The organism is Vibrio sp. SCP2 (genome assembly GCF_059295395.1).
The window spans coordinates 194,519-220,283 of the sequence record NZ_JCAFVV010000002.1 but is presented as its reverse complement, the minus strand read 5'-3'; the positions used below and the strand labels follow the sequence as shown (position 1 = coordinate 220,283).

Here is a 25,765-nt window from a genome sequence, read left to right as displayed (position 1 = left end):
AGTAGAAAATAGCAAAGGGAGCATTGTGCTCCCTTAATTATTTTAGTTATTTCAAAGAGAAAGTCGGTTTAGCGATACATTGGGAAAAGGTTTCGACAAAACGAAAACCAGCATCGAGCCCCATTTGATAATCGTGGAGTAAATCCTTTCTCTCACTCATGAGCGAACTAGAACGTAAAGGTTGATCGGGTTTGATCTGGATGATGAAACAATCATCCGGTGGTGAGTGCAAAAAGTCTTGAGTCAATGAATAAGTTTGATAATGCACCATCAGCATATCTGCTAAACCGGAATCAAACTTATCTCCGAGCAAATGACTCAGACGGTAAATATCATCAGCCCCAAACAACCAGCGCCCGCCATTTAGGGCTTCTAGGTGTGTTTGTTCGGTTTTTTCCTGCCGAGATTTCTGTACTTGGTCACTAAAAAACGAACTCCAGTCTTGCTTCCACCGAGTTAACTTTTCTTGCCAGTGATCTTGGATCACATTGAATGAATCACGTAACCACTCGACAGGAGGCTCTTGATTCACCTCAACCGTATCCGTTGCTAAATCCTCTCCCTCGGTACGGATCACTACAATACAACGGGCTTCTTTGCGCCATGCCTCCTGAACTGGAATCGAAGCAGAAACACCGCCATCGACATACTCCCCATGGTCAAACTGAACAGGTTGATCGTAAAGGCGGGGAATCGCACAGGTGGCGATCAGTACTTTTTTCCAGTCATCTTGCAGCATAGGAAGGTAATGGTCAGATAACCTATTAGTATCTGTAACTGCTGCATAGGCCTGACGATTAGCAAGCACTTTCTTACCCATATCAATATCAAGTCGATAGGGATAATCGCAGATCTTATCGAGCGCCCAGTCCAGTCCCATGTATTTTTTATGTCGGATATAACGAAACAGATGGAAGAACTCTGGATCAGTGGTGAGGTCGAGAATGAAGGATTGCCCTATTCCTCTTTGGCGACATAGAAACGCACACAAGTTAAGTGCACCTGCCGAAGTGCCATAGAAAGAGTGAAACGGGTCAAAATTAGAGAGAAGGAATGCATCAAGCACACCAGACGTAAAAATCCCTCTTTGGCCGCCCCCTTGAGCAACCAATGCATTTTTACCGCCGGTGTACTTTTTTAGTCGTTGAGCATCAAGTTGTACAGCAGCGTTGGTAATAACACCGCAATTCTTCATTGATAGGCTACGCAGTAGTAATTGCTGTAATGCCAAAACCTAGTAAAACAGCGAAGATAACAGCCGTAATCACTAGCGCAAATTTTAGATTGTGTTCCATAGACACCTCCTTATTGTGTAACAAAGTAATAACATCCTTGTGAGATATCTTCAATTAATACCTATTTTCCGTGCGGAATTATGGCGTTAGCGTCACAATTAGTAGCATATGGTTACCAAATGAAGGATATAAAATGAACGCATCGAAGCATATATCTTTAACCTTAGCTTTATCGGCCATTAGCACTACGGCAGTTGCCGAGGTTTATCTCACTCCTTGGGTTGGATACACAGCTGGCGGTAGTGTTGAAACCCAAAATCAACAAGAGCTCGACCTAAAAGGTTCTGAGAGTTTCGCACTATCGGTTGAAACCGACTTTGATACTGGGCGACTTGGCCTATTCTACTCAACACAAAGCACAGACGTAGAAAACACTAATGCCAGTAGCACCACGCATTACTTACACTTTCAGAGTAGTGTCTACTACCCTATAGACGATAAGTTTTCTTCTTACTTAGGGGTTGGCTTGGGAGGATCGTATATCGATGCAGATTGGGTCGATAAGGAGCTAGGATTTTCAGCCAGTATCTTTGGCGGTTTTGAATACAAGTTTTCCGATACGGTCGCGCTGAATACTCAGCTACGTTGGTTGGGAACAGTCGTTGACAATGACACCAGCGGGGTATGTAACTTGCCAACAACTGGCGAGGGTTCGTGTGTTATCAAGTTTAAAACCGATTGGATGAATCAGTTTTCAGCAAACCTAGGTTTAACCGTCCGTTTTTGAGTCTCCTCTGCTCAGACCGTTAAACCTACGCCTGTTTTAGTACTTAGAACGAGTATTTCACACCAAGTGCACCACCAATTTGCAGCTCTGGGCCGCCATATAGGTTTAGCTCTGGGTGTACTTGACCGTACATATTCCAGCCTTTACTCAAGTTCCAATTCAGCCCAAGAGGGACGCGAGCACCAAACTCTTTACCATCCCACTCACTCCACGCACCAGCGCCAACATACCAAGTTACCGGCGTGTTAGCCTCAAAAGAGCCACGCTTGAGAATATAATCAAATGCACCGCCATCATTGCCGGCAATAAAGCGGTATTGGTCATCGAGTTCGACAACAACACTAAGCCCTTGGTCCAATGCCATTCCTAGCGACAGGTCTGTCGATTTAGGCTCTTCTGCCGCGACAGCAACACCACTCGCTACCGCTAAAACGCCAACCAAACCAGAGATTCCATATTTCTTCATGCTAATGCCATCTAATACAAATAAAACAGCGTGCAATTGTCCAGATTTGTAGGAAAAAGATGTCAGAGAAAGGTGAGGATGAGGAAAATTAAGAGAGCTGGATAACTGGATAACTGGATAACTGGAGAACTGGAGAACTGGAGAACTGGAGAACTGGAGAACTGGAGAACGGAGAACTGGAGAACTGGAGAACTGGAGAACTGGAGAACTAAAGTTGCTCCACTGAAGTTAAGTGGTCAACTCTCATTTTCCAGAAGGGCGAAGCCCGATCCCGCTTTCCAGCAACGTAGCGACCCGGCTTTCCAGGAGGACGAAGTCCGTTCCCAATTCTCGAAGCGCAGCGTTCTGTAAGGCGTAGCCCGTTCCATAAGCAAAGCGCTCCCGTTCCAAAAACAAAAAGGAGGCCGAAGCCTCCTTTGTCAAATTAGATGAGTTAGTGGGAATTAACCGTGGTTACGGATCCACTCATCCATTTCTGTTTTCAGGTTGTCAGATTTAGTACCGAAGATAGCCTGAACACCACCTGCTACAACTACTACGCCTGCTGCGCCTAGCTGTTTTAGCTTGTCTTGGTTAACAGCTTCTGTATCAGCAACCGCGACACGTAGACGAGTGATACATGCGTCTAGGCCAGTGATGTTTGCTTTGCCGCCGAATGCTGCAACAAGCTCACCTGCCATGTCTGAACCAGCAGCAACAGTTGCTTCTTCAGATTCGTCTTCACGACCAGGAGTCTTAAGATCCATTGCCTTGATTACAGCGCGGAATACTACGTAGTAGATTGCTGCGTAAACAAGACCAGTCACAACCATTAGGCCAATTTTCTGAGAGTTACCAGAAAGAACTAGGAAGTCGATTAGACCGTGTGAGAATGAAGTACCGTGTACAAAACCTAGAGTGTTAGCAACAACGTATGCAGAACCCGCTAGAAGAGCGTGGATACCGTATAGTACAGGAGCTACGAATAGGAATGAGAACTCGATTGGCTCAGTGATACCTGTTAGGAATGAAGTCAGTGCAGCAGAAGCCATGATACCCATTACTTTCGCGCGGTTCTCTGGTTTAGCAGAGTGAGCGATAGCGATAGCAGCAGCTGGTAGTCCGAACATCTTGAACATGTAACCACCCGCTAGCTGACCGAAGCCATTACCAGCAGCACGAGATGCTTCATCAGCAACTAGGTAACAAGTTAGTACGCCGTTTTGAGTTTCGCCAGCAGCGTTAACACAAGTACCTGCTTCGAAGAAGAATGGTACGTTCCATACGTGGTGTAGACCGAATGGAATTAGAGAACGCTCAACGATACCGTAGATACCGAATGCAACTTGTGGGTTCTGGTGAGCAGCCCAATCAGAGAAAGATGCAATCGCGCCGCCAATTGGTGGCCAAACGATAGAAAGAACAATACCAAGACCAATAGCAGTGAAACCAGTGATGATTGGCACAGCACGCTTACCAGCGAAGAAGCCAAGGTATTCTGGAAGTTGGATTTTGAAGAAACGGTTGAATGCCCAAGCAGCAACACCACCGACAAGGATACCACCTAGTACACCTGTATCGATTTTTTCAACGCCCATAACACCAGCCATAACGCCTAGTGTTGCAGTCATGATGCCGTAACCAACGATAGCAGCAAGACCTGCTACACCGTCGTTGTTAGTAAAGCCAAGTGCAACACCCACAGCAAATAGCAGTGCCATTTGACCGAATACTGAACCACCCGCTTGTTCCATTAGGTTCGAAACGATCTCTGGAATGAAGCTTAGGTCGGCAGCACCGACACCTAGTAAAATACCTGCAACTGGTAGAACCGATACTGGTAGCATCAGAGCTTTACCAACTTTTTGCAGGTTAGCAAAAAGATTCTTAAACATGTTTATGCTCCTGAAAAGTTATAAGAATTATTGGGCTCTAACGGCACACCCCCGTAGCCTTAAATGTTAGCACCCAGAAAAAATGTAACCACTTATGTCACTATATTTTCTGCCTCTAAATATATCTTGTTGGTGATCAATCTTTCTACCGAGTTACGAAATTTAGTTTCAAACTAATAGCTAGATCACAATCAAAAACGAAGTGTGAAATGCATTTCAAGTCTACAAATGACTGTTTTTATTGATAATATTAAATCTATCGATTAATTTTGATGGGTAAATAAAATAGATACAGTTGTTATTTTATGTAACAAAATTACATAGGCGCTTTTTTTAGCTCTCAACTTCAACATTTTTAGTAAACAACGCCTAGAAAGCGTTTGCCTGTGATACTAATTACAAAAAAAAGGAGCCGAAGCTCCTTTTTTATCCAAAACTCATTTTCTATCTCAAAAAAAGATTTCTGAAGTTTTCGCTGGTCTTTTCTCCAACTTCACCCAATGAGCAGCCTTTGAGCTGCGCAATGTAGGCGGCAACCTCGACAACATACGCAGGTTGGTTCTGTTTTCCGCGGTGAGGCACTGGTGCAAGGTAAGGCGAGTCAGTTTCAATAAGCAGTCTATCAAGCGGCAGTGCTTTCACTACCTCTTTTAGTTCGGTCGCTTGTCTAAAGGTGACAATCCCTGAAATTGAAATATAGAACCCAAGATCCATTGCCGCTTCAGCAAACGCTAAGTCCTCTGTAAAACAATGAATCACGCCACCGCACTGTTCAGCATTACCATTTTTTAGAATATCTAGCGTATCTTGTCGCGCATTGCGCGTGTGGATAATCAGTGGCTTGTTCAACTTAACTGCCAAATCGACTTGTTGCTCAAACCTCAATTTTTGCAGTTCCGCAGTTTCTGGCTGGTAGTGGTAATCGAGGCCTGTCTCGCCTACCGCCACTACTTTCGGATTTGATGCGTACTCATGTAAGCGGTCGAGAGCAAAGTCACTCTCCACATCAAGAGGATGGACACCACAAGAAGCGTAAATGTTGTCATAAGGTTCGATCATTTCCAGCATGTTAGGAAAAGAATCTAGAGTCACGCCGACCGAAAGCAACTCCGTAACATTGGCCGCTTTGGCTTTAGCAACCACATCTTCTATACCTTGATGAAGCTCTTGATAGTCTAATTTGTCTAGATGACAGTGAGAATCTACAAACATGTTTCCCCGTTAAATTTGAAAAGCCAATCTAAAATCAGAAGCTCTGCATTTAGCCCTGTGTGTGTTCTTAATTGTTCGGAGAGCTTTAACAACTCCTGAGCTTGAACATACAAAGATTGGTAACCAACAACCTCAGCTAACAGATCAGCGCCAGGTGTAAAGAATGGCATCGCCAAGCCGTAGTGCACTTTCTGCGCATCAGTGAGTAAGTACCATAACCAACTTAAATATTCAGTCGGCTCTGACGCTAACTCTTTAGCAAGCTTAGTCACATCCGCTTGATTCTGACAATGTGCGATAAGCTGCGACTCGATTGAAAGATACTGCGATACTTTATCTTGATTAACGAAATCAAGCGTGGCTAACGGCGCATTACCATTTATATGAGAAGCGTAAGCAGGCACTGGCTTATTGGCTTGTTCACTTAACCAACTAGCCACCGATGAGGACTCGGGCGCAGTAAGGTGCCATTGTTGGCATCGGCTAGTAATCGTTGGCAACAATGCGTTGTTGCGGTGGGTGACCAGCAAGAACATACAGGTTGCTGAGGGCTCCTCAAGCGTTTTTAGCAAGGCGTTCGCAGCCGATTCGTTCATGGCTTCAGCAGGTTCGATGACAAATAGCCTTAACCCGGAAAGCTGTGAAGACTCCTGAGCGATTCGATTACACTGACGGATCTGTTCGACTGTAATAGCCTTACCCTGCTTCTCTGGTTTAACAACATGGAAATCTGGGTGACTTTCAGACTCCATCAGTTGACAACCGTGGCAAAAGCCACACGCTTCAGCGGGATAGTTCTGACACATCACCGCTCGGCTAAAATGTTCGACTAAGCGCTCAGAACCCATCCCTTCATCAGAAATCAATAAAGCGGCATTGGAAAACCGATCCGCTTGAAGGTTTGATTGCCACTCTGTCCATAATGGAGAGAGCCATGGGTAAAGCTCATTCATGCTATGCGCTCACCCAATTGGTCACCACAGCCGAGATGTCTGCGGCAACTTGCTCAATACTTTGCTCTGCGTTGACAACAACGACGGAGTTATCATTCTCTGCAAGTTCAAGGTAACGCGCACGTGTACGATCGAAAAAGCTCATGTCCATTTTTTCTATGCGATCTAGCTCGCCGCGACCACGAGCACGTTCAAGACCAACTCGCGGGTCAAGATCAAGATAGATCGTTAGATCAGGCTTAAATTCACCTAAGGTCGTTTGCTTAAGCGCAGTCATGGTTTCACGAGGAATTTGACGCCCGCCACCTTGATAAGCTTGAGATGACATGTCATGTCTATCACCAACGACCCAGCTACCAGAAGCAAGTGCAGGTTTAATCACGTTTTCAACTAACTGAACTCGCGCTGCATACATCAGCAGCAGCTCTGTCATATCTTGCAGCTCTTCACCTTCATGCTCTTGTTTGACCAAAGTACGTAACTGTTCAGCCAAGGCGGTTCCACCTGGCTCACGTGTATTTTGGATGCGCTCAACACCGGCATTTGTTAGCGTTTCAAGTACCGCCTTAATCGCTGTACTTTTGCCTGCGCCTTCTAGGCCTTCAATGACGATAAATTTGCCGTTTTTCATTTCTTACTTCTTAATTGCTTTAAATATGCTCGAACTGCTCGGTTATGTTCAGCCAATGTTTTAGAAAATACATGTCCACCATTACCACTTGCGACAAAGTAAAGGTAATTACTGTCTTCCGGGTTAAGAGCAGCTTGAATTGAAGCTTTCCCCGGCATAGCGATAGGTGTTGGTGGCAAGCCGAAAATCGTATAGGTATTGTATGGTGTTGGCGTACGAAGATCTTTCTTACGAATATTCCCATCGTACTTATCCCCCATTCCGTAGATGACGGTTGGGTCGGTTTGTAAACGCATTCGCTTGTTTAAACGATTAACGAATACTGCCGCAACGCGCTCGCGTTCAGACTCTACTGCGGTTTCTTTCTCAATGATGGAAGCTAAGATAAGCGCTTCATAAGAAGATTTTAGTGGCAATTTCTCTTGGCGAGTTGCCCAATGCTCATCAAGCACCATTTGCAGTTTGTCAGCAGCACGCTTCAAAATATCAAGATCAGATGCACCGAAGGTGTAATGATAGGTTTCCGCAAGCAACAGTCCTTCTAACTTTTCGTGTGGCACTCCGAGTTTTTTTGCGATCTGAGCTTCACTTAATCCGTCTAACTCATGCTCCAAGTAAGGCGCATTGTTGATGATTTGCTGCCACTCTTTAAACGTAGAACCTTCGACGAAGGTTATCGAAAACTGGTGCTCCTTGCCCTGTTTAAATTGCTCTAGCGTCGATTTCAGAGTTGAACCTGAATCCAGTAGATAAGTTCCGGCGCGTAATTGTGTCAGTTCAGGGTGGAATCGACGAACAAGTTTAACTACATCACTACCAGTGATCATTTCAGACTCGGTAAGCTGTTCGAGGACGCGATTAAAGCTCGTTCCGGAAGCGATGGTAAATATCTGTGACTGCTCGATTTGAAGAGGCTGGTTTACATACTGCTCTACTTGTTTAGCGACATACACATAGCCGCCCGCTGCCAATGCAGCCACTAACAACAAAAAGAGCGTGATTTTTTTAATCACGAGTCAATCATCTCCTGAATTCGTTTAGTTGTTTTTCCAATATCAAACTGGTGTGAATCAATAGCACAAATCGGCGCTGCGCCTAAGATAGAGTTTGTCATAAACACTTCATCAGCGTTAAGCAAATCAGAGAGTTTATACTCCCCTATGTGAGTTTCAATCCCCTCTGACTGCGCCCATTCCAATACAACGCGTCGTATAACTCCGCTGACACCTGCTTTATCTAAGCTGGGAGTAAACAGTGTTGCCCCCTTTAGCCAAAACAAGTTTGCCATGGTGGTTTCAATCACGTTGTCATCAATATCAAGCGCGATCCCGTCAGCCAACGAATGCTGCTCTAGCTCAGCTTTAAGCAACACTTGCTCAAGACGGTTGTTATGTTTGTGTCCCGCCAGTAAAGGGCTATGACCAAGTCGTCGCTCGCAGACACCCAGTTTTAAGCCTTGCTCACTCCATTGTTCATAGTGAGCAGGATAAATAAAGTCGCTAATAGTAACATTTGGTGAGGCTACATGAGTAGGGCTATATCCCCTTCCTCCCTCACCTCGGCTGATATGCAGTTTTAACCCCGCTTTTCGGTCGTTGCGAACTGCCTGAGCTAGCCAACTTTCAACTTGAGTCCAATCAGGGCGAGAGATAGACAGTGCGTCCAAGCAAGCATTCATGCGGTCAACATGCTTCGACCAATGAGCAATGTGCCCCTCTCGCGTCAGCATAGTGGTAAAACAACCGTCACCATATTGAAACGAACGATCTGTCACCGAGATTGACTCACAATAGACACCATTGACTATGAACATTAGAATTCCTTTATATCACCATTGCTTGAGCGCCGAGTTTTGAGAGACCATTAAATAACAAAACGGCTTAATGCCAAAGCATTAAGCCGTTTATTTAGTCTAATTCAGGCGCTTGTTTAGATTTTTTTAAATACTAGTGAGCCGTTAGTACCACCGAAGCCGAATGAGTTACAGATTGCGTAATCCATAGACACTTCTTTAGCAGTATGCGGAACTAGGTCAATATCTAAACCTTCTTCAGGGTTGTCTAGGTTGATTGTTGGTGGAACCATTTGGTCAACCAGAGACATCACCGTGATGATCGCTTCTACAGAACCCGCAGCACCAAGCAAGTGACCAGTCATAGACTTAGTTGAAGACACTTTAACTTGCTTAGAACCTTCTTCGCCTAGCGCACGTTTAACGCCTTTAATTTCAGCGACATCACCGGCTGGTGTAGAAGTACCGTGAGCATTCACATAGCCGACTTGAGTACCTGTGATACCTGCATCACGCATTGCCGCTTCCATCGCTAGTGCACCGCCTGAACCGTCTTCACTTGGAGACGTCATATGGTAAGCATCACCAGACATACCGAAACCGACAAGCTCAGCGTAAATTTTTGCACCGCGAGCTTTTGCGTGTTCGTATTCTTCAAGAACCATCATGCCCGCGCCATCACCAAGAACAAAACCATCGCGGTCTTTATCCCATGGACGAGAAGCTTTTTGTGGTTCGTCGTTACGAGTAGAAAGTGCTTTCGCAGCACCAAAGCCTGCCATACCTAGAGGTGTAGATGCTTTCTCTGCACCACCTGCAACCATAGCTTCTGCATCACCGTATGCAATCATACGAGCCGCATGGCCGATGTTATGTAGACCTGTTGTACACGCCGTCGAGATCGCGATGTTTGGACCACGAAGACCACGCATAATAGATAAGTTACCTGCAACCATGTTTACGATGGTTGATGGAACGAAGAATGGGCTCACTTTACGTGGACCTTTCTCAACAAGCGCTGTGTGGCCTGCTTCGATAAGGTCTAGGCCACCAATGCCTGAACCGATTGCAACGCCAACACGAGCAGCGTTTTCTTCGTTAATTTGTAAACCAGAGTCATCTAGAGCTTGGATACCAGCTGCAATGCCGTATTGGATAAATAGATCCATTTTACGTGCATCTTTTTTAGACATGTATTCAGTACAGTCAAAATCTTTTACTAGACCCGCAAAGCGAGTAGAAAAGTTTTCAGCATCAAAGTGCTCGATATTCACGATACCGCTTTGACCTGCTAGCAGGGCTTTCCAAGATGATTCTACGGTGTTGCCTACCGGTGACAACATACCCATGCCAGTGACAACAACACGACGCTTGGACACGATATTATTCTCCGGAATTGAAATGATTCTATGGAAGGATAGAAGGGTTAAAGAGAACACAGGCGGCCAGAAGGCCGCCTGGGAGAGATATTACTGAGCGCTGTTTACGTAGTCGATTGCAGCTTGAACAGTAGTGATTTTCTCAGCTTCTTCGTCTGGAATCTCAGTGTCAAATTCTTCTTCTAGAGCCATTACTAGTTCAACAGTGTCTAGAGAATCAGCACCTAGATCGTCAACGAATGAAGCTTCGTTCTTAACTTCAGCTTCGTCTACACCTAGCTGTTCAACAATGATTTTCTTTACGCGTTCTTCGATGTTGCTCATTTTTTCTTTTCCTTTACAGATTTCGCCTAATGCGATGATTCAGTAGTTTATTCGAACTACCAAAAGTTGCAAGAGGGACCTTGCTGGTCAAACCACAATTTTAGCGATTTTAACCGAAATTCAATACATTTTTGACTTAAATCATGCACAAATCTTGCGCACGTTCATATCAAGAATCTCAAACTATAGGCCATTTTAATGACAATAAATAGCCAAGTTGGTGACATTAAGTGCAAATTCACTCTACCCGCAGAAATTTGAATGAAATTTAATGAAAAAGTTCACTAATCCTGCAAGGTAAGCGATTTACACCATGTACATGCCGCCATTTACATGCAAAGTTTCACCAGTAATGTATGCCGCTTCAGGAGAAGCAAGGAATACCACTGCCGATGCAATTTCACGTGGATCACCTAAACGACCTGCAGGAACTGCAGAAAGAGTCGATGCACGTTGCTCTTCGTTTAACGCTTTAGTCATGTCTGTTTCGATAAAGCCAGGTGCAACAGTGTTAACAGTTACACCACGAGAAGCAACTTCGCGTGCCATAGATTTAGTGAAACCAATGACGCCCGCTTTTGCTGCAGCGTAGTTTGCTTGACCTGCGTTACCCATAGTACCAACAACAGAACCTACGTTGATGATACGACCAGCGCGTTTCTTCATCATACCGCGAAGCACAGCTTTAGACATACGGAAGATAGGCGTTAGGTTGGTATCAATGATGTCATCCCACTCTGAATCTTTCATACGCATCAGAAGGTTATCACGAGTGATGCCTGCGTTATTTACTAGGATATCAATCGCACCAAACTCATCGTTGATGGTCTTTAGTGTCGCTTCAATCGACTCAACGTCAGTAACGTTAAGTGCTAGACCTTTACCATTTTCACCAAGGTACTCGCTGATTGCAGCCGCGCCGCCTTCAGAAGTCGCAGTACCTATTACTGTCGCGCCACGCTCAACCAATAGTTCAGCAATTGCACGACCAATACCACGGCTTGCGCCAGTGACTAGAGCAATCTTACCTTCTAGGTTCATCATGTTCTTTATTCCTATGTCCTTTAATTACTTAGCAGCTTCTAGAGATGCAGTATCATTCACTGCAGCGCCACTTAGTGTCTTAACAATTCGTTTTGTTAGGCCAGATAGAACCTTACCAGGGCCAAGCTCTAGTAACTTCTCTACGCCTTGCTCGCTCATCAGTTGCACGCTCTCAGTCCAACGAACTGGGCTGTATAGCTGACGAACAAGTGCATCTTTAATTTTCGCAGGATCGGTTTCCGCTGCTACGTCAACGTTGTTGATAACAGGGAACTGAGGTGCGTTGAATTCGATTTCTTCTAGTGCCACTGCTAGCTTGTCTGCTGCAGGTTTCATCAGTGCACAGTGAGAAGGTACAGAAACAGGAAGTGGAAGCGCGCGCTTAGCACCGGCTTCTTTACATAGTGCGCCCGCGCGCTCTACTGCATCTTTACTACCCGCAATCACAACTTGGCCAGGCGAGTTAAAGTTTACTGGTGAAACCACTTCGCCTTGCGCTGCTTCTTCACAAGCTTTTGCGATAGCGTCATCATCAAGACCAATGATCGCGTACATTGCGCCTGTTCCAGCCGGAACCGCTTCTTGCATTAGTTGACCACGTAGTTCAACCAGTTTGATCGCTTGCTTAAAGTCAATCACGCCAGCACATACTAGTGCAGAGTATTCACCTAAGCTGTGACCTGCTAGATTAGCTGGTTGCTCTAGGCCTTGCTCTTGCCATACGCGCCAGATCGCTACAGAAGATGCTAGCAGTGCAGGTTGAGTACGGTGTGTTTGGTTTAGATCTTCTGCAGGACCATTTTGAACTAGAGCCCATAGGTCGTAGCCTAGTGCTTCCGATGCTTCTGCAAATGTTTGTTTAACGACTTCAAATTGTTCGCCAAGTTCAGCAAGCATACCCACAGCTTGTGAGCCCTGACCTGGAAATACGATAGCAAACTTGCTCATTTTCTTTTCCTTAAAACCGTTTCTTTATTTAAAAGAAGAAAGAAAAGATGCCTATCAAGGCATCTTAATTTTGAATTCTATAGCTTAGAACTTAACCAGAGCTGAGCCCCAAGTAAAGCCACCACCAAATGCCTCAAGCAACAATGTTTGACCACGCTTAATTCGCCCATCACGCACCGCTTCATCCAGTGCTGTTGGTACGGTTGCCGCAGAAGTGTTGCCATGGCGATCCAATGTAACGACCACTTGTTCCATCGGCATTGAAAGCTTCTTAGCCGTTGCGGAAATAATACGTAGGTTTGCTTGATGAGGAACTAGCCAGTCTAACTCTGACTTGTCCATATCATTTTCTTTAAGAGTCTCTTTAACTAAGCGAGAAAGCTGAGTAACGGCAACTTTAAATACTTCGTTACCGGCCATATGCAGCCAGCTATTGATATCTTCGCTATGCTCAGATTCGCTTTGTACTTTCTCATGGCGATCTGGGAATTTGAGGCTTAATAGCTCACCAAAGCGGCCATCAGAGTTAATCGTGGTTGATAAGATACCAGGCTCTTCACTCGCACCAACAACAACAGCACCCGCAGCATCCCCGAAGAGAATAATCGTTGAACGATCGTTAGGGTCACAGGTTTTAGACAAAGCGTCAGCACCGATCACTAGGATATTTTTACAGTGACCTGTTTTGATGTACTGATCGGCAACCGACAAGGCATATACAAACCCTGAACACGCTGCTGCCATATCAAATGCAGGGCAATGCTTAATGCCAAGAAGCGCTTGAACCTGACATGCCGCTGATGGGAAAGCGTGAGAACCACTAGTCGTCGCTACAAGAATCATGTCGATATCGTCTTTATCGATACCTGCCATCTCGATAGCATTCTTCGCCGCTTGGTAGCCCATATCTGCAACTGTTTCGTTTTCAGCTGCAATGCGACGCTCTTTAATACCAGTACGAGTTACAATCCACTCATCACTTGTATCTACCATTTTCTCTAAGTCTGCGTTTGAACGCACCTGAGATGGCAGGTAGCTGCCAGTACCTAAAATTTTGCTATACATGAAGACTAATAATGCCTCTCGAGTAAAACCGCTTCCAAACGATCGCTAATACGGCTTGGTACTTGTCGTTTGACCTCATGTAGTGCCTCACCAATTGCATTGATGACGGCCTCTACATCAGCACTTCCGTGGCTTTTTATGACAATGCCGCGCAATCCTAGCAAACTTGCGCCGTTATACTGGTCGGGGTTCAATGTTTTTAGTTCATTAAATAGTCCGGAAAACAATTTTCTTGCAATCCAACCCTTTATAGATGAGGTCATCATACTCGATTTCAACTTATCGATAAAAAGTTGCGCAGTGCCTTCACATGCTTTTAGACAAACATTGCCCACAAAACCATCACAAACAACGACGTCTGCGGCATCATGGAGTAATTGATTACCTTCAATATAGCCAACAAAGTTCACCGAACGAGTATTTTCCAACATTTCTGCACAGCGCTTGACGAGGTCATTACCTTTTATTTCTTCAGCGCCTATGTTGAGAATGGCTACTCGGGGTGGCTTACCTACATACTGCTCTACAAGTGCACTACCCATAACGGCAAATTGAAACAACGAATCCGCATCACTTGATACATTGGCCCCTAAGTCCAACATCCAAGTTCGACCACCGGAAGCGGTCGGTAAGGCAGAGATAAGCGCAGGGCGTTCGATACCCGGTAACAGCTTCAACTTAAATCGCGATAAGGCCATCAAAGCACCCGTGTTTCCACAGCTAACACATGCATCGGCTTGACTATCGGCAACAAGATCAATCGCCATGCCCATAGAGCTGCCTTGATTGTTACGGAGTGCGAGGGAAGGTTTTTCTGTGTTGGAAATCACTCGGTCTGCGTGCTCAATACTCAAACGAGCATCTGGCTGGTAACCAAGAGAAGATAATTGAGATGTGATCGCGTTTTGATCACCAATAAGGATCACTTTTAGCTCTGGGAAATGCGACAGTGCCTGCACGGCGGCAGGCACTGTGACGCGAGGACCGAAATCCCCGCCCATTGCATCAAGTGCAACGGTTATATTTTGCAAAGGTCAACCTTACTTGTTGATAACCTTTTTGCCACGGTAGTAACCTTCAGCAGTTACGTTGTGGCGCAGGTGAGTTTCACCTGAAGTTGCGTCTACAGAAAGTGCAGCTGTAGTTAGGGCATCGTGTGAACGACGCATACCACGCATTGAACGAGATTTCTTGCTCTTTTGTACGGCCATTGACCCTACTCCTATGTAAGTATTAAAGAATTACTTCTTTAAGCTTTTTAAAACGTCAAATGGATTCGGCTTCTTTTCTTCTTCCACAATTTCTTCTGGAAGTTCACCAAACACCATATTATCTGAATCAACGCTACAGTCCGCTTCATCGTGCATTGCTATTTGAGGCAAGTTTAGAATGAACTCGTCTTCAACTAACTGTATTAGGTCTAACTCACCGTACTCGTTCAGATCTACCAAATCGTACTCTTCCGGTGCTTCCTCTTCAGTCTTTTCACCTTTATAAGGTGTATAAGTGAATTGGACCTCGCACTCATGTGCGAAAACCTCATTACAGCGCTGACACTCTAAGTCGACTTCGATGTTAGCTTTACCAGAGATAACAACGAGTCGCTGCTCATCTAAGTCAAATGACAGTGACACTTGGGCGTCGCGTTTAACGCCTTCAACTGATTCATCTAAGCGCTTAAAGAGACTAACTTGAATAATACCTTCAACATCTAGTCGCTTCTGTGCAGCGCGTGACGGATCAATCGTACGCGGTATTTTTACCTTTTGCATAGGGCGCGAATTCTATCTTCCAAATCGTTTATAGTCAAAGAAAAAGGGCAAAAAATTGTACTTTTTTTCCTTATCAGCTTGAGAGCTAGTATAGAAGACATAATATGAATTAAGCTCTCACCAACTCTTGTTTTGATTGTAAAGAAAAATGCCGAATTACCAACTAGTTTTAGCCTCTACATCACCATATCGTAAACAACTGCTCAATAAACTAGCGATAGAATTTGAGACAGCTACTCTCGATTTCGATGAAACTCCGCTAGAGAATGAAGCGCCTATCGACTTAGTAAGAAGACTCGCCAAAGGCAAAGCAGAGTCTTGCTCAGTGAGTCAGCCAAGTTTAGTTATCGGTAGCGATCAGGTTTGCGTAATCAACGGCAACATCATCGGCAAACCGCATACACGCGAAAAGGCGATTGATCAGCTACTTGACCAAAGCGGTCAATCTATTCAGTTTTATACCGGCTTAGCTCTGCACAATACTCATACCGGGCTCACCGACATAAAGGTCGATACCTTCACAGTCCACTTTAGAGCTCTAAGCAAAAAGCAGATCGAAAACTATGTCGATCAAGAGCAGCCTTTTTACTGTGCGGGAAGCTTTAAAAGTGAAGGCTTAGGTATTGCTCTGTTTGAAAGATTAGAAGGTAAAGACCCAAACACCTTAGTTGGACTACCACTGATAGATTTGATTGATATGCTCGCAGCACAAGGGGTAGAGGTGCTTTAGGGGAATGCGGGAGAACTGGAGAACTGGAGAACTGGAGAACTGGAGAACTGGAGAACTGGAGAACTGGAGAACTGGAGAACTGGAGAACTGGAGAACTAAAACTGCTCCACTTCTATTGTGGGGGCAACTCTAGTTTTCCAGCAGCGTAGCGATCCAGCTTTCCCTAGAGCGGAGCTCGACTCTCGAAGCGAAGTGTTCCATAGGGCAACGCCCGTTCCACTCGCGAAGCGATCCATAGGACGAAGTCCGTTCCCATCCCTATAGCTTACGCAGCCCCGCTAGCGCTTTTTCCAACTTTGGCTCCATCGGCGCGTTAATTTCCATCCACTCATCATTTGATGGGTGTTGGAACTTAATATTAGCCGCATGAAGGAATAAGCGGTCTAAGCCAACTTTGCCCGTGTAGGCATCAAATCGTCGGTCGCCATAGCGATCATCCCATGCAATTGGGTGACCCGTGTATTGGGTATGAACGCGAATTTGGTGCGTACGACCTGTAATCGGACTCGCCTGAATCAGCGTTGCATTGGCAAACTTCTCAATGATCTTAAATCTTGTTTCCGAAGGTTTACCGTTGGGGTTTACTCGCACAATACTGTTCACCTCGTTCTTAAGCAAAGGGGCGTTAACCTTTTTACAGCTCGCTTTCCATTCGCCCATCACCAGTGCAAAATAGTACTTCTGTACTGTCTTTTCACGAAACTGGGCTTGCAAATGACGCAATGCCGAACGTTTCTTTGCCACCAGTAAAATGCCAGACGTGTCTCGGTCAATACGATGCACTAATTCTAGAAACCTTGCTTGAGGGCGCAGAGCACGAAGTGCTTCAATCGCACCAAACTTTAATCCGCTACCACCGTGAACGGCGGTTCCTGAAGGTTTGTTAAGGATTAACATATGGTCATCTTCATGGATGATCATATTTTCAAGCTCTGCGACCTTATTTAGCTTGGTACTCGGTGCGACTTCTTCAGGCTTCTCTTCAATCGTAACCGGTGGAATTCGGACAAGATCACCGGCCTGCAGCTTATATTCGGCTTTTACGCGCTTTTTGTTCACTCGCACTTCGCCTTTACGCAAAATACGGTAAACCATGCTTTTAGGGATACTTTTCAATTGGTTGCGTAAGAAGTTATCAATACGCTGCCCTGCCATGTCGTCGTCAATGTCAACGAATTGGACTTTTGTTCTAATTTCACTCATGAAGTTATTCTAACACTCTAAGTTGCGCAGAATCACATTTTCTTCGCAACAAAATGGAAAATTGCTCGATAAGAGTGGATTCAAATTCTGCTACGAATAAAAATCCATCAGTTTTATTACAATTTTCAAAAACATCTCTAATTAAACAAATAAAACAGTTACTTACGAAAAATAAAATCAGCTTTTTTAGCGTTTTATTATAAAGCAGATTGCTGAGTTTAGTGGGTACTGCTATAGTTCACACCTGCAATATATGATTTGGTTGCATTTTATACAAACCACCTCATATTTGAGCAATAAATTGAGTAGCCCGTTAATTTACCAAAATGCAGCACACGGCGTAAGACATTTTCGGGATTAACAAACTTGTCACCCTACTCGTCGCTCATCATGTTGAGTGTTTACCGCCGCCGATGCGGCGCACAAGCTGAACGAGAAAAGTTTGTGAGACTGAAGTGCCCCAGAGCATCCCTCCAGCCGGGAGGCTGCACCGATTAAGCCATGGGATCAGGCACCTTGAAAGCGATCGCAGTGACAAGAAAAACAAAAGAATGACAACGAGATTTATCAATGAAAAGAATGTTAATTAACGCAACTCAAAAAGAAGAGTTGCGTGTTGCTTTGGTTGATGGTCAGCGCTTATATGATTTGGATATCGAAAGCCCTGGACATGAATCTAAAAAAGCAAATATCTACAAAGGACGTATCACACGCATCGAACCAAGCCTAGAAGCGGCTTTTGTTGACTACGGTGCAGAAAGACACGGTTTCCTCCCTCTTAAAGAAATTGCCCGCGAATACTTCCCTGAAGGTTACACCTACCAAGGCCGTCCTAGCATTAAAGAAGTGCTAACAGAAGGCCAAGAAGTAATCGTACAAGTAGAGAAAGAAGAACGTGGTAGCAAGGGCGCAGCTCTAACTACGTTTATTTCTCTTGCGGGTAGTTACCTTGTTCTTATGCCTAACAACCCTCGTGCCGGTGGTATTTCTCGCCGTATCGAAGGCGACGAGCGTACTCAACTTAAGGCAGCTCTAAGCACATTAGAACTACCTCAAGGTATGGGTTTGATCGTACGTACTGCAGGTGTTGGTAAAAGTGCTGAAGAGCTAGAGTGGGATTTAAACGTACTTCTGAACCACTGGGGCGCAATCAAGCAAGCTTCTGACTCAAACGCTGCACCTTTCTTGATTCACCAAGAAAGTAACGTGATTGTTCGTGCAATTCGTGACTACCTACGTCGCGATATTGGCGAAATCCTTATCGACAGCAACACAATTTACGAGCGCGCACTAGACCATATCCGCCTAGTTCGTCCTGATTTTGTAAGCCGTGTTAAGAAATACGATGGTGAAGTGCCGCTGTTTAGCCACTACCAGATTGAAAGTCAGATCGAATCTGCGTTCCAACGCGAAGTTCGTCTGCCTTCTGGTGGTTCTATCGTTATTGACCCAACAGAAGCCCTGACTTCTATCGATATCAACTCTGCCCGTGCAACTAAGGGTGGCGATATCGAGGAAACCGCTTTAAACACCAACCTAGAAGCAGCAGAAGAAATTGCACGTCAACTTCGCCTGCGTGACTTAGGTGGTCTGGTGGTTATTGACTTCATCGATATGACGCCAGTTCGTCACCAACGTGAAGTTGAAAACCGCTTACGTGATTCTGTTCGTATGGATCGCGCTAGAGTACAAATTGGTCGAATTTCTCGTTTTGGCCTTTTAGAAATGTCTCGTCAGCGTCTAAGTCCATCACTGGCAGAAGCAAGTCACCACATCTGTCCACGTTGTAGTGGTACGGGTGTTGTTCGTGACAACGAATCTCTGGCACTTTCTGTACTTCGCCTGATCGAAGAAGAAGCACTGAAAGACAACACAGCTCAGGTTCTTGCAGTTGTGCCTGTCCCTATTGCTTCTTACCTACTTAACGAAAAGCGTCGTTCAATCAATCACATTGAGCGTATCCAAGAAGTTAAGATCACGGTTGTGCCAAACTCAGACATGGAAACACCGCATTTCGATGTAATTCGTGTCCGTGAAGGTGAAGAGTTCGACCTACTTTCTTACCTACTTCCTAAGAAGCTTGAAGCGATGAAGGAAGCAGAAGGTAAAGAGGTAGCAGTTGAAACTGAAGCCAAACCTAAGAAAATTGAAGAGCCAGCTCTAAAAGGCTTTGCGTCTCCAAGCAACTCTGCTCCAGCGCCTGCTAAGCCAGCGCCAAAAGCACCAGAGAAGAAGAAAGAATCACAAGAACCTCAAGAAGGTCTTGTAAGTCGCTTCTTCAAAGCTCTAGGTGGCTTCCTATTTGGTTCTGCCAAAGAAGAAGAGAAGCAAAAAGAGCAAAAACCTAAAGAGCGTAAAGAAGGTAACCGTAACAACCGCAATCGACGCAACCGTAACGATAACCGCCGTCGTGGCAATCGTGACAACCGCAACGATAACCGTGAAGACAAACGCGATAACAAGCGTAAGAACACACGTGATGAAGCGGCAACAGAAGCGAAACCTAACGAACGTAAGCAGCAGAATCGCAAACCTAAGCAAGATCGCCGCAATAAGCGTGACGATACTAAACCGAGCAAGGTAGCTGAAGAAGGTCTTAAGTTAGCGGCTGACGCTCAGCAAGGCGACAAACCTGAAGCACGCAAAGAGCGCGCAGAAGAGAAAGCGGCAAAAGTTAAAGAGCGCCGTCAACGTCGCAAGCTGTCTAAGCAGGTTCGAGTTAAAGACCAAGCTGCAAAAGCTCAAGCTGATGAAGAAGCAAAGCAAGTTTCAGTAGAAGCGAAAGCAGACGCGGTTGAAGAAAAAGCACTGGATACTGAAGCGGATAACGCTGAAGAGCAGCCGAAGCAACGCCGCAACCGTCGTTCTCCACGTCACCTACGTGCAAGTGGTCAACGTCGCCGTCGTGGTCGTGATCGTCGCCCTAACCCATTCCGCCTACGTAAAGGTGGTGTTGCATCTCCTGAAATGGCGATGGGTAAAGTGATGCCAAGTTACGGTATTACTAAGCCAGCACCTAAGCAGCAATCAAAAGCTGACAAGGTAGAAGCCCCTGTAGAGGCTACTGTGACTTCATTGGGTGGTTTTGCATGTCCAGAAATGGCGATGGGTAAAGTAATTGTCCGTCGTGAGCAGCCTATCATTGAAGAGCCTGTACAAGAAACTGTAGTGGCTACTCAACCTGAGCAGGTAGAAGTAGCACAAGCGGCAGTTGCCTCTGAATCTGTTGAAGTGGTTGCTGAAACCGTTGAGCAACCAGTTCAAGCTAAAGCAGAAGTTGAAGCAACTGAGGTTAAACAGCCTGCTGAAGAAGTAAAAGCTGAAACTTCAGACATCGTTGTTGCGCCGAGCTTTAAAGGTCACGCGTCAGCAGCTATGGCAAAAGCGCCTGGTAGCACAGAGATGAAAGAGATCACTGTAATTGCAGCTCCGTTTAAAGCGCAGCGTTACGAATCTCGCGGTGCTGGTAGCCAAGTAGCTCGCAACCAAGCGGGTGCAGCAATGACTAAGCCTCAATTTTAGCCATTCGCTTTTCGAATAGAAACAGCCTCCTCGTGAGGCTGTTTTTTTATGCCTATTGCAAATAACTAGGTAAACAAACCGTTATCACGCTGCTAGGTTTATAGAGATTAATTATTTGTCACAAATATTAGTCAATACCTGTATCAATCTTGAACTTAATCACACTTTTCGGTAGCATGCGCCGACTCGATCTGAATTGTTGAATTTGGTCTTTCTGCTCTTTTACATTGCATTTTTGCCCGGTGGCGACTAAATACAATTCAGAATACTTTTAAACACTTAGCCAAACTGAGCAAATATGTTTGAATTTCCCCAATTTTCTAAACACTCTGTGAAGAACGATGTGTTGTCAGGTTTGACCGTTGCACTCGCTCTTGTCCCTGAAGCCGTCGCTTTTGCCTTCGTTGCTGGCGTTGACCCTATGGTTGGTCTTTACGCTGCATTTATTGTAGGTTTGATTACCTCAATCTTCGGTGGTCGCCCTGGTATGATTTCAGGTGCAACAGGTGCCATGGCTGTTGTTATGGTGTCACTGGTTGCTTCACATGGCGTACAGTACCTGTTTGCCGCAATTATGCTAGCGGGTATCCTGCAGATTGCAGCAGGTATATTCAAACTGGGTAAATTCATCCGTATCGTGCCTCACCCAGTGATGATTGGCTTCGTTAACGGCTTAGCGATCGTTATTTTCCTCGCTCAGTTAGGCCAATTTAAAGCACCGGACTTAACTGGCGCATTAACATGGCTACCAGCAGACCAAATGATGCTAATGCTGGGTCTCGTTGCTTTAACCATGGCAATCATTCACTTTTTGCCTAAGTTTACTACTGCTGTACCGTCATCTCTTGTTGCTATCGTAACTGTCACTGCGCTAGTGGTTGGTTTAGATCTAGAAACTCGTACAGTGGTTGACTTCCTGCGCACTATGTCAGGTGACGAAGCAGCAACACTTGCGGGTTCATTACCGACTTTCTCTATCCCTACCGTTCCACTAACACTTGAAACGCTACAGATCATTCTTCCGTACGCGATTATTCTTGCTGCAATCGGTTTGATTGAATCACTACTGACTCTGACGGTACTTGATGAGATGACCAACACTCGCGGCCAATCGAACCGCGAATGTATCGGTCAGGGTATGGCAAACATGACATGTTCTGTGTTTGGCGCTATGGGTGGTTGTGCGATGATTGGTCAGTCGATGATCAACGTAAACTCAGGTGGTCGTGGTCGTCTATCTGGTATCGTTGCCGCTGTGGCACTACTGATGTTCATCTTGTTTGCCTCTTCGTTGATCGAAATGATCCCTCTGGCAGCACTAGTAGGCGTCATGTTCATGGTCGTGATTGGTACCTTTGAGTGGGCAACGTTCAAACTAGCTCGCCGCGTACCAAAACAAGATTTCTTCGTTATTGTTCTAGTAACAGTAGTGACAGTTCTTACTGACCTTGCGATTGCGGTATTCGTTGGTGTTATCGCCTCTGCACTTATGTTTGCATGGCAACACGCTAAGCACATCTACGCTGATACCAGCATCAATGAAGAAGGCTCAAAAGAGTACAAAATTCACGGTCCTGTTTTCTTCGGCTCAGTGGCTAACTTCCTAGAGATCTTCGATGCACACGAAGACCCAAGCGATGTGATTGTCGATTTCGCTGATTCTCGCGTGACAGACCACTCAGCCATTGAAGCAATCGAAACGCTTGCTGAGCGCTACTCAGCTCAAGGTAAAACACTACACTTGCGCCACCTAAGCCCAGACTGTCGTAAACTACTCGACAAAGCAGGCAGCTTAGTAGAAATTAACGTTAAAGAAGATCCAAGCTACAAGGTAGCGACCGACGTTCTAGCAGGTTAATTAAACTGAATATAAAACGGGCTTCCAATTGGAAGCCCGTTTTTTGTTTTCTAGAGAAGCTTATTTAGCTTTTCACCAAACAGCTCTAATCGCCAGTTTTGCATCACGTCAGGTAGCTTGGCGGGATCTCTGTCCTTTTTCCACACCCAGCTCATTAGCTGATTAAGCTGCTTCTTAGAGGCTAAAAACTCAGTGGCTAATCCGCTAGCCTGCGAAGCGCGTTTAACTTCATCTTTTAATACTTTGAATTTCTGTTTGTAACCCGGCATATCCATTAGGCGTTCGATCTTTTCTGGATACTCGTCGACGGGTGTCTTCTTGGCGGATTTTACGATTGAGATAATACGTGCGCTGTGACGCTGTACCGAACGGTAATCCATACCCTCTTGTTCCATTTGGCTATGGTTTTGAATACCCAAACGCGCCACAGTGAGTAGGTCGTTTTCTTTAAAGATAAAGTTAAGTGCAAGATCTCGACGCAATGCTTCTTTCAAACGCCATGTAGCCAAAGGCTTAAGAATTGAAAGCTCTTTTGGCTTAAGCTGCCAAGCGCCCTTCACATCAAGGTACGCCATCTCTAGATTGACAGTTTTAATGCGTTTGGAAGCGAGTAAGTCACTCTCTTGCTGCGCGGCGTCCCACCAGCCAGCTTGAGTAATTTTCTCAAACAGTTGCTCGTACAATGGTTGTAAGTAGTACACATCCGCAGCTGCGTACTCTAGCTGCTTGTCTGTGAGTGGTCGCGCCAACCAATCGGTACGAGACTCACTCTTATCTAGCTCAACACCTAAATAGCTTTCCACTAAAGCGGCAAAACCTGTCGATAAACCATGGCCAAGGAAAGCAGCCATAAGTTGGGTGTCGACCATAGGATATGGCAAGCACTCAAAGCTATTGTGGAACACTTCCAAATCTTCACCGCAGGCATGAAGCACCTTAAGAACGGAGGTATCTTTAAGCAGTTCAACAAACGGAGCCATATCTTCTATTACCGTTGGATCGATAAGAGAAAGGTTCTGTCCATCAAAGAGCTGGATAAGGCCAAGCTGCGGATAGTATGTACGGGTACGGACAAACTCTGTATCCAACATAACAACATCCGCTTGTCGTGCACTTTGACAAACGCTATCGAGCTGCGCCGTTTGAGTAATAATCTGATAATTCACTAACTTCTCACCATGAGCGATTTCTTGCGGCCATAAAAAATGCCGACTGGATATAGTCGGCATTCTACCATCAAACACTTAACTGTGCGTAACTCTCATCGAGTTACTTTGACTTAGCAAGGTTTGCGTCATTTTCTTCACGTAATACACGGCGCAGGATCTTACCAACATTGGTCTTTGGTAAGTCATCTTTAAACTCGACGATTTTTGGCACCTTGTAGCCTGTCAAGTGTTCACGACAGTGAGCAATAATCTCTTCTTTAGTTAAGCTAGGATCGCGCTTAACCACATAGATCTTAACCAGTTCACCCGACACTTCATGTGGCTGACCGATGGCTGCGACCTCTAGCACTTTACCGTGAAGCGCGACAACATCTTCTATCTCGTTTGGATAGACGTTAAAGCCAGAAACTAGAATCATATCTTTCTTACGATCAACAATGTGGATCAAGCCTTCATCGTCAAACTTAACAATATCACCCGTCGATAACCAACCTTCAGCATTGATCACCTCTTTGGTCGCTTCTGGGCGCTGCCAGTAACCTTGCATAACTTGAGGGCCACGTACCTGAAGTTCACCCACTTCTGTATTTGCCACTGGGTTGCCTTCATCATCGACAATGCGCACTTCAGTCGAAGGGACAGGTAAGCCAATCGCTCCTGTATATTCTGTCAGGTCATATGGGTTGACTGTCACCAATGGAGAGCACTCTGTTAGGCCATAACCTTCAAGCAAATGAACGCCTGTGGTTTTCTTCCATTGCTCAGCGACGGCGCGCTGCACTGCCATACCGCCACCCACTGCGAGTTTCAGGTTACTAAAATCTAGCTCGTGGAAATCTTCATTGTTAACCAACGCATTAAATAGCGTGTTTACACCCGTTATCGCCGTAAATGGGCAACTCTTCAGTTCTTTGACAAAACCAGGAATATCCCGTGGGTTAGTAATCAATAAGTTGCGTCCACCTAATTCGAGGAACAACAAACAGTTAACCGTTAATGCAAATACGTGATAAAGCGGTAGTGCGGTGACAACCACTTCGCGTCCATCCTGTAGGACAGGACCATACATGCCTTTTGCTTGCATGATATTGGCAATCATATTGCTGTGAGTCAGAATCGCGCCTTTTGCGACCCCTGTAGTACCGCCTGTGTACTGCAAGAAGGCGATGTCATCACCTGACATGAAAGGCTTCACGTACTGTAGACGACGACCATTGTGAAGCGCCTTACGCATCGAGATTGCGCCAGGTAGGTCGTACTTAGGCACCATGCCTTTAACATACTTAACGACAAAATCGACCAAAGTACCTTTTGCACGAGGCAACATCTGCCCGAGACTGGTTAGCACCACATGTTTAACCGGCGTGTTATCAACGATTTGCTCAAGCGTATTGGCAAAGTTCGATACGATAACTATCGCTTTCGCGCCAGAGTCATTTAACTGATGCTCCAACTCACGCGGGGTATAAAGCGGATTTACATTAACTGCGATTAAACCTGCGCGTAGCACACCAAACAAGGCTACCGGATATTGCAGCAGGTTCGGCATCATTAGAGCGACGCGATCGCCCTTTTGTAACTTCAGCTCATTTTGCAAGTAAGCCGCAAACGCTCGGCTACGCTCTTCCAGTTTGCGGAACGTCATCACCGAGCCCATGTTCATAAAAGCAGGCTGGTCGGCATACTTTTGAACGGACTGTTCAAACATTTCCACTAATGATGGGTATTGTTCTGGGTTGATATGCTCTGGCACATCTTCTGGATAGCGTGATAACCAAGGTTTATCCACGGTAAAACTCCT

24 protein-coding genes are annotated in these 25,765 nt (G+C 45.4%); 4 read left to right on the top strand and 20 right to left on the bottom strand.

Annotation, left to right across the window (positions count from 1 at the left end; all coding sequences use genetic code 11):
• Positions 1 to 46: 46 nt before the first annotated feature.
• On the bottom strand, positions 47 to 1,195 hold the full coding sequence (locus tag AC5O63_RS08945; protein WP_494504693.1) for a patatin-like phospholipase family protein: 1,149 nt from the start codon (positions 1,193 to 1,195) through the stop codon (positions 47 to 49).
• A 7-nt stretch (positions 1,196 to 1,202) separates the two neighbouring features.
• Positions 1,203 to 1,295, bottom strand: a complete 93-nt coding sequence (gene cydH / locus AC5O63_RS08940; protein WP_004746619.1) for a cytochrome bd-I oxidase subunit CydH — start codon at positions 1,293 to 1,295, stop codon at positions 1,203 to 1,205.
• A gap of 133 nt (positions 1,296 to 1,428) precedes the next feature.
• Here cydH and AC5O63_RS08935 point away from each other — a divergent pair, with 133 nt between their 5' ends.
• Complete coding sequence (locus AC5O63_RS08935; protein WP_494504692.1) at positions 1,429 to 2,022, top strand: outer membrane beta-barrel protein; 594 nt, start codon at positions 1,429 to 1,431, stop codon at positions 2,020 to 2,022.
• 43 nt (positions 2,023 to 2,065) lie between these two features.
• Here the strand turns inward: AC5O63_RS08935 and AC5O63_RS08930 are convergent, their stop codons facing one another.
• The 15 genes from AC5O63_RS08930 to yceD all read right to left on the bottom strand — a co-directional run bounded on the left by AC5O63_RS08930 (position 2,066) and on the right by yceD (position 15,482).
• Positions 2,066 to 2,488 (bottom strand): hypothetical protein, encoded by a 423-nt coding sequence (locus AC5O63_RS08930; RefSeq protein WP_494504691.1) that lies wholly within the window; start codon positions 2,486 to 2,488, stop codon positions 2,066 to 2,068.
• 443 nt (positions 2,489 to 2,931) lie between these two features.
• Positions 2,932 to 4,362, bottom strand: a complete 1,431-nt coding sequence (ptsG, locus tag AC5O63_RS08925; protein WP_367938270.1) for a PTS glucose transporter subunit IIBC — start codon at positions 4,360 to 4,362, stop codon at positions 2,932 to 2,934.
• A 444-nt stretch (positions 4,363 to 4,806) separates the two neighbouring features.
• Entirely contained in the window at positions 4,807 to 5,574 is a 768-nt protein-coding gene (locus AC5O63_RS08920; RefSeq protein ID WP_494504690.1) for a TatD family hydrolase, read from the bottom strand.
• Complete coding sequence (locus AC5O63_RS08915) at positions 5,565 to 6,527, bottom strand: DNA polymerase III subunit delta' (RefSeq protein ID WP_494504689.1); 963 nt, start codon at positions 6,525 to 6,527, stop codon at positions 5,565 to 5,567. The genes AC5O63_RS08920 and AC5O63_RS08915 overlap by 10 nt, the downstream gene beginning before the upstream one ends.
• A gap of 1 nt (position 6,528) precedes the next feature.
• Positions 6,529 to 7,158 (bottom strand): dTMP kinase, encoded by a 630-nt coding sequence (gene tmk / locus AC5O63_RS08910; protein WP_494504688.1) that lies wholly within the window; start codon positions 7,156 to 7,158, stop codon positions 6,529 to 6,531.
• A complete protein-coding gene (mltG, locus tag AC5O63_RS08905; RefSeq protein WP_494504687.1) occupies positions 7,155 to 8,171 on the bottom strand; it encodes an endolytic transglycosylase MltG in 1,017 nt (338 codons plus the stop codon). The genes tmk and mltG overlap by 4 nt, the downstream gene beginning before the upstream one ends.
• Positions 8,168 to 8,971, bottom strand: coding sequence for an aminodeoxychorismate lyase (pabC, locus tag AC5O63_RS08900; RefSeq protein WP_494504686.1), 804 nt, complete (start codon positions 8,969 to 8,971; stop codon positions 8,168 to 8,170). The genes mltG and pabC overlap by 4 nt, the downstream gene beginning before the upstream one ends.
• A gap of 116 nt (positions 8,972 to 9,087) precedes the next feature.
• Positions 9,088 to 10,329, bottom strand: coding sequence for a beta-ketoacyl-ACP synthase II (gene fabF / locus AC5O63_RS08895; RefSeq protein ID WP_171321111.1), 1,242 nt, complete (start codon positions 10,327 to 10,329; stop codon positions 9,088 to 9,090).
• 90 nt (positions 10,330 to 10,419) lie between these two features.
• Positions 10,420 to 10,653: an acyl carrier protein gene (acpP, locus tag AC5O63_RS08890; protein ID WP_004406112.1), complete on the bottom strand. Its 234-nt coding sequence runs from the start codon at positions 10,651 to 10,653 to the stop codon at positions 10,420 to 10,422.
• A gap of 306 nt (positions 10,654 to 10,959) precedes the next feature.
• Positions 10,960 to 11,694, bottom strand: coding sequence for a 3-oxoacyl-ACP reductase FabG (fabG, locus tag AC5O63_RS08885; protein WP_004746550.1), 735 nt, complete (start codon positions 11,692 to 11,694; stop codon positions 10,960 to 10,962).
• 27 nt (positions 11,695 to 11,721) lie between these two features.
• Positions 11,722 to 12,645 carry an ACP S-malonyltransferase gene (gene fabD / locus AC5O63_RS08880; RefSeq protein WP_171321110.1) on the bottom strand — a complete coding sequence of 308 codons (924 nt, stop codon included), beginning with the start codon at positions 12,643 to 12,645 and terminating at the stop codon, positions 11,722 to 11,724.
• 84 nt (positions 12,646 to 12,729) lie between these two features.
• Positions 12,730 to 13,710, bottom strand: a complete 981-nt coding sequence (locus AC5O63_RS08875; protein WP_004746547.1) for a beta-ketoacyl-ACP synthase III — start codon at positions 13,708 to 13,710, stop codon at positions 12,730 to 12,732.
• 5 nt (positions 13,711 to 13,715) lie between these two features.
• A complete protein-coding gene (gene plsX, locus AC5O63_RS08870) occupies positions 13,716 to 14,741 on the bottom strand; it encodes a phosphate acyltransferase PlsX (RefSeq protein WP_004746545.1) in 1,026 nt (341 codons plus the stop codon).
• Between the two features lie 9 nt (positions 14,742 to 14,750).
• A complete protein-coding gene (gene rpmF, locus AC5O63_RS08865; protein ID WP_004414666.1) occupies positions 14,751 to 14,921 on the bottom strand; it encodes a 50S ribosomal protein L32 in 171 nt (56 codons plus the stop codon).
• 30 nt (positions 14,922 to 14,951) lie between these two features.
• The gene (gene yceD, locus AC5O63_RS08860) at positions 14,952 to 15,482 is read right to left on the bottom strand and encodes a 23S rRNA accumulation protein YceD (RefSeq protein ID WP_004746543.1); all 531 of its coding nucleotides are present in this window, start codon (positions 15,480 to 15,482) and stop codon (positions 14,952 to 14,954) included.
• A gap of 148 nt (positions 15,483 to 15,630) precedes the next feature.
• On the opposite strand from yceD, the gene AC5O63_RS08855 reads away from it, so the two are divergent.
• Entirely contained in the window at positions 15,631 to 16,212 is a 582-nt protein-coding gene (locus tag AC5O63_RS08855; protein ID WP_494504685.1) for a Maf family protein, read from the top strand.
• A 258-nt stretch (positions 16,213 to 16,470) separates the two neighbouring features.
• On the opposite strand, the gene rluC is transcribed toward AC5O63_RS08855, so the two are convergent.
• Entirely contained in the window at positions 16,471 to 17,415 is a 945-nt protein-coding gene (gene rluC, locus AC5O63_RS08850; protein ID WP_494504684.1) for a 23S rRNA pseudouridine(955/2504/2580) synthase RluC, read from the bottom strand.
• Between the two features lie 570 nt (positions 17,416 to 17,985).
• Here rluC and rne point away from each other — a divergent pair.
• Together rne and AC5O63_RS08840 are read left to right on the top strand one after the other, a co-directional pair.
• Positions 17,986 to 20,937, top strand: coding sequence for a ribonuclease E (gene rne / locus AC5O63_RS08845; protein WP_494504683.1), 2,952 nt, complete (start codon positions 17,986 to 17,988; stop codon positions 20,935 to 20,937).
• Between the two features lie 298 nt (positions 20,938 to 21,235).
• Complete coding sequence (locus AC5O63_RS08840; protein WP_004746536.1) at positions 21,236 to 22,795, top strand: SulP family inorganic anion transporter; 1,560 nt, start codon at positions 21,236 to 21,238, stop codon at positions 22,793 to 22,795.
• Positions 22,796 to 22,845: 50 nt separating this feature from the next.
• On the opposite strand, the gene rnd is transcribed toward AC5O63_RS08840, so the two are convergent.
• Together rnd and fadD are read right to left on the bottom strand one after the other, a co-directional pair.
• Positions 22,846 to 23,961 (bottom strand): ribonuclease D, encoded by a 1,116-nt coding sequence (rnd, locus tag AC5O63_RS08835; RefSeq protein WP_494505002.1) that lies wholly within the window; start codon positions 23,959 to 23,961, stop codon positions 22,846 to 22,848.
• A 103-nt stretch (positions 23,962 to 24,064) separates the two neighbouring features.
• A complete protein-coding gene (fadD, locus tag AC5O63_RS08830; protein ID WP_171321103.1) occupies positions 24,065 to 25,753 on the bottom strand; it encodes a long-chain-fatty-acid--CoA ligase FadD in 1,689 nt (562 codons plus the stop codon).
• Positions 25,754 to 25,765: the final 12 nt, after the last annotated feature.

Excerpts from the sequence above, each read along its gene's own strand:
- AC5O63_RS08875 (WP_004746547.1), bottom strand. The coding sequence starts at position 13,710 with ATGTATAGCAAAATTTTAGGTACTGGCAGCTACCTGCCATCTCAGGTG.
- tmk (WP_494504688.1), bottom strand. The coding sequence starts at position 7,158 with ATGAAAAACGGCAAATTTATCGTCATTGAAGGCCTAGAAGGCGCAGGC.
- rne (WP_494504683.1), top strand. The coding sequence starts at position 17,986 with ATGAAAAGAATGTTAATTAACGCAACTCAAAAAGAAGAGTTGCGTGTT.
- ptsG (WP_367938270.1), bottom strand. The coding sequence starts at position 4,362 with ATGTTTAAGAATCTTTTTGCTAACCTGCAAAAAGTTGGTAAAGCTCTG.
- AC5O63_RS08920 (WP_494504690.1), bottom strand. The coding sequence starts at position 5,574 with ATGTTTGTAGATTCTCACTGTCATCTAGACAAATTAGACTATCAAGAG.
- pabC (WP_494504686.1), bottom strand. The coding sequence starts at position 8,971 with ATGTTCATAGTCAATGGTGTCTATTGTGAGTCAATCTCGGTGACAGAT.
- AC5O63_RS08935 (WP_494504692.1), top strand. The coding sequence starts at position 1,429 with ATGAACGCATCGAAGCATATATCTTTAACCTTAGCTTTATCGGCCATT.
- AC5O63_RS08945 (WP_494504693.1), bottom strand. The coding sequence starts at position 1,195 with ATGAAGAATTGCGGTGTTATTACCAACGCTGCTGTACAACTTGATGCT.
- AC5O63_RS08915 (WP_494504689.1), bottom strand. The coding sequence starts at position 6,527 with ATGAATGAGCTTTACCCATGGCTCTCTCCATTATGGACAGAGTGGCAA.
- AC5O63_RS08840 (WP_004746536.1), top strand. The coding sequence starts at position 21,236 with ATGTTTGAATTTCCCCAATTTTCTAAACACTCTGTGAAGAACGATGTG.
- AC5O63_RS08930 (WP_494504691.1), bottom strand. The coding sequence starts at position 2,488 with ATGAAGAAATATGGAATCTCTGGTTTGGTTGGCGTTTTAGCGGTAGCG.
- AC5O63_RS08855 (WP_494504685.1), top strand. The coding sequence starts at position 15,631 with ATGCCGAATTACCAACTAGTTTTAGCCTCTACATCACCATATCGTAAA.
- fabG (WP_004746550.1), bottom strand. The coding sequence starts at position 11,694 with ATGAACCTAGAAGGTAAGATTGCTCTAGTCACTGGCGCAAGCCGTGGT.
- rpmF (WP_004414666.1), bottom strand. The coding sequence starts at position 14,921 with ATGGCCGTACAAAAGAGCAAGAAATCTCGTTCAATGCGTGGTATGCGT.
- acpP (WP_004406112.1), bottom strand. The coding sequence starts at position 10,653 with ATGAGCAACATCGAAGAACGCGTAAAGAAAATCATTGTTGAACAGCTA.
- cydH (WP_004746619.1), bottom strand. The coding sequence starts at position 1,295 with ATGGAACACAATCTAAAATTTGCGCTAGTGATTACGGCTGTTATCTTC.
- yceD (WP_004746543.1), bottom strand. The coding sequence starts at position 15,482 with ATGCAAAAGGTAAAAATACCGCGTACGATTGATCCGTCACGCGCTGCA.
- rluC (WP_494504684.1), bottom strand. The coding sequence starts at position 17,415 with ATGAGTGAAATTAGAACAAAAGTCCAATTCGTTGACATTGACGACGAC.
- fabD (WP_171321110.1), bottom strand. The coding sequence starts at position 12,645 with ATGAGCAAGTTTGCTATCGTATTTCCAGGTCAGGGCTCACAAGCTGTG.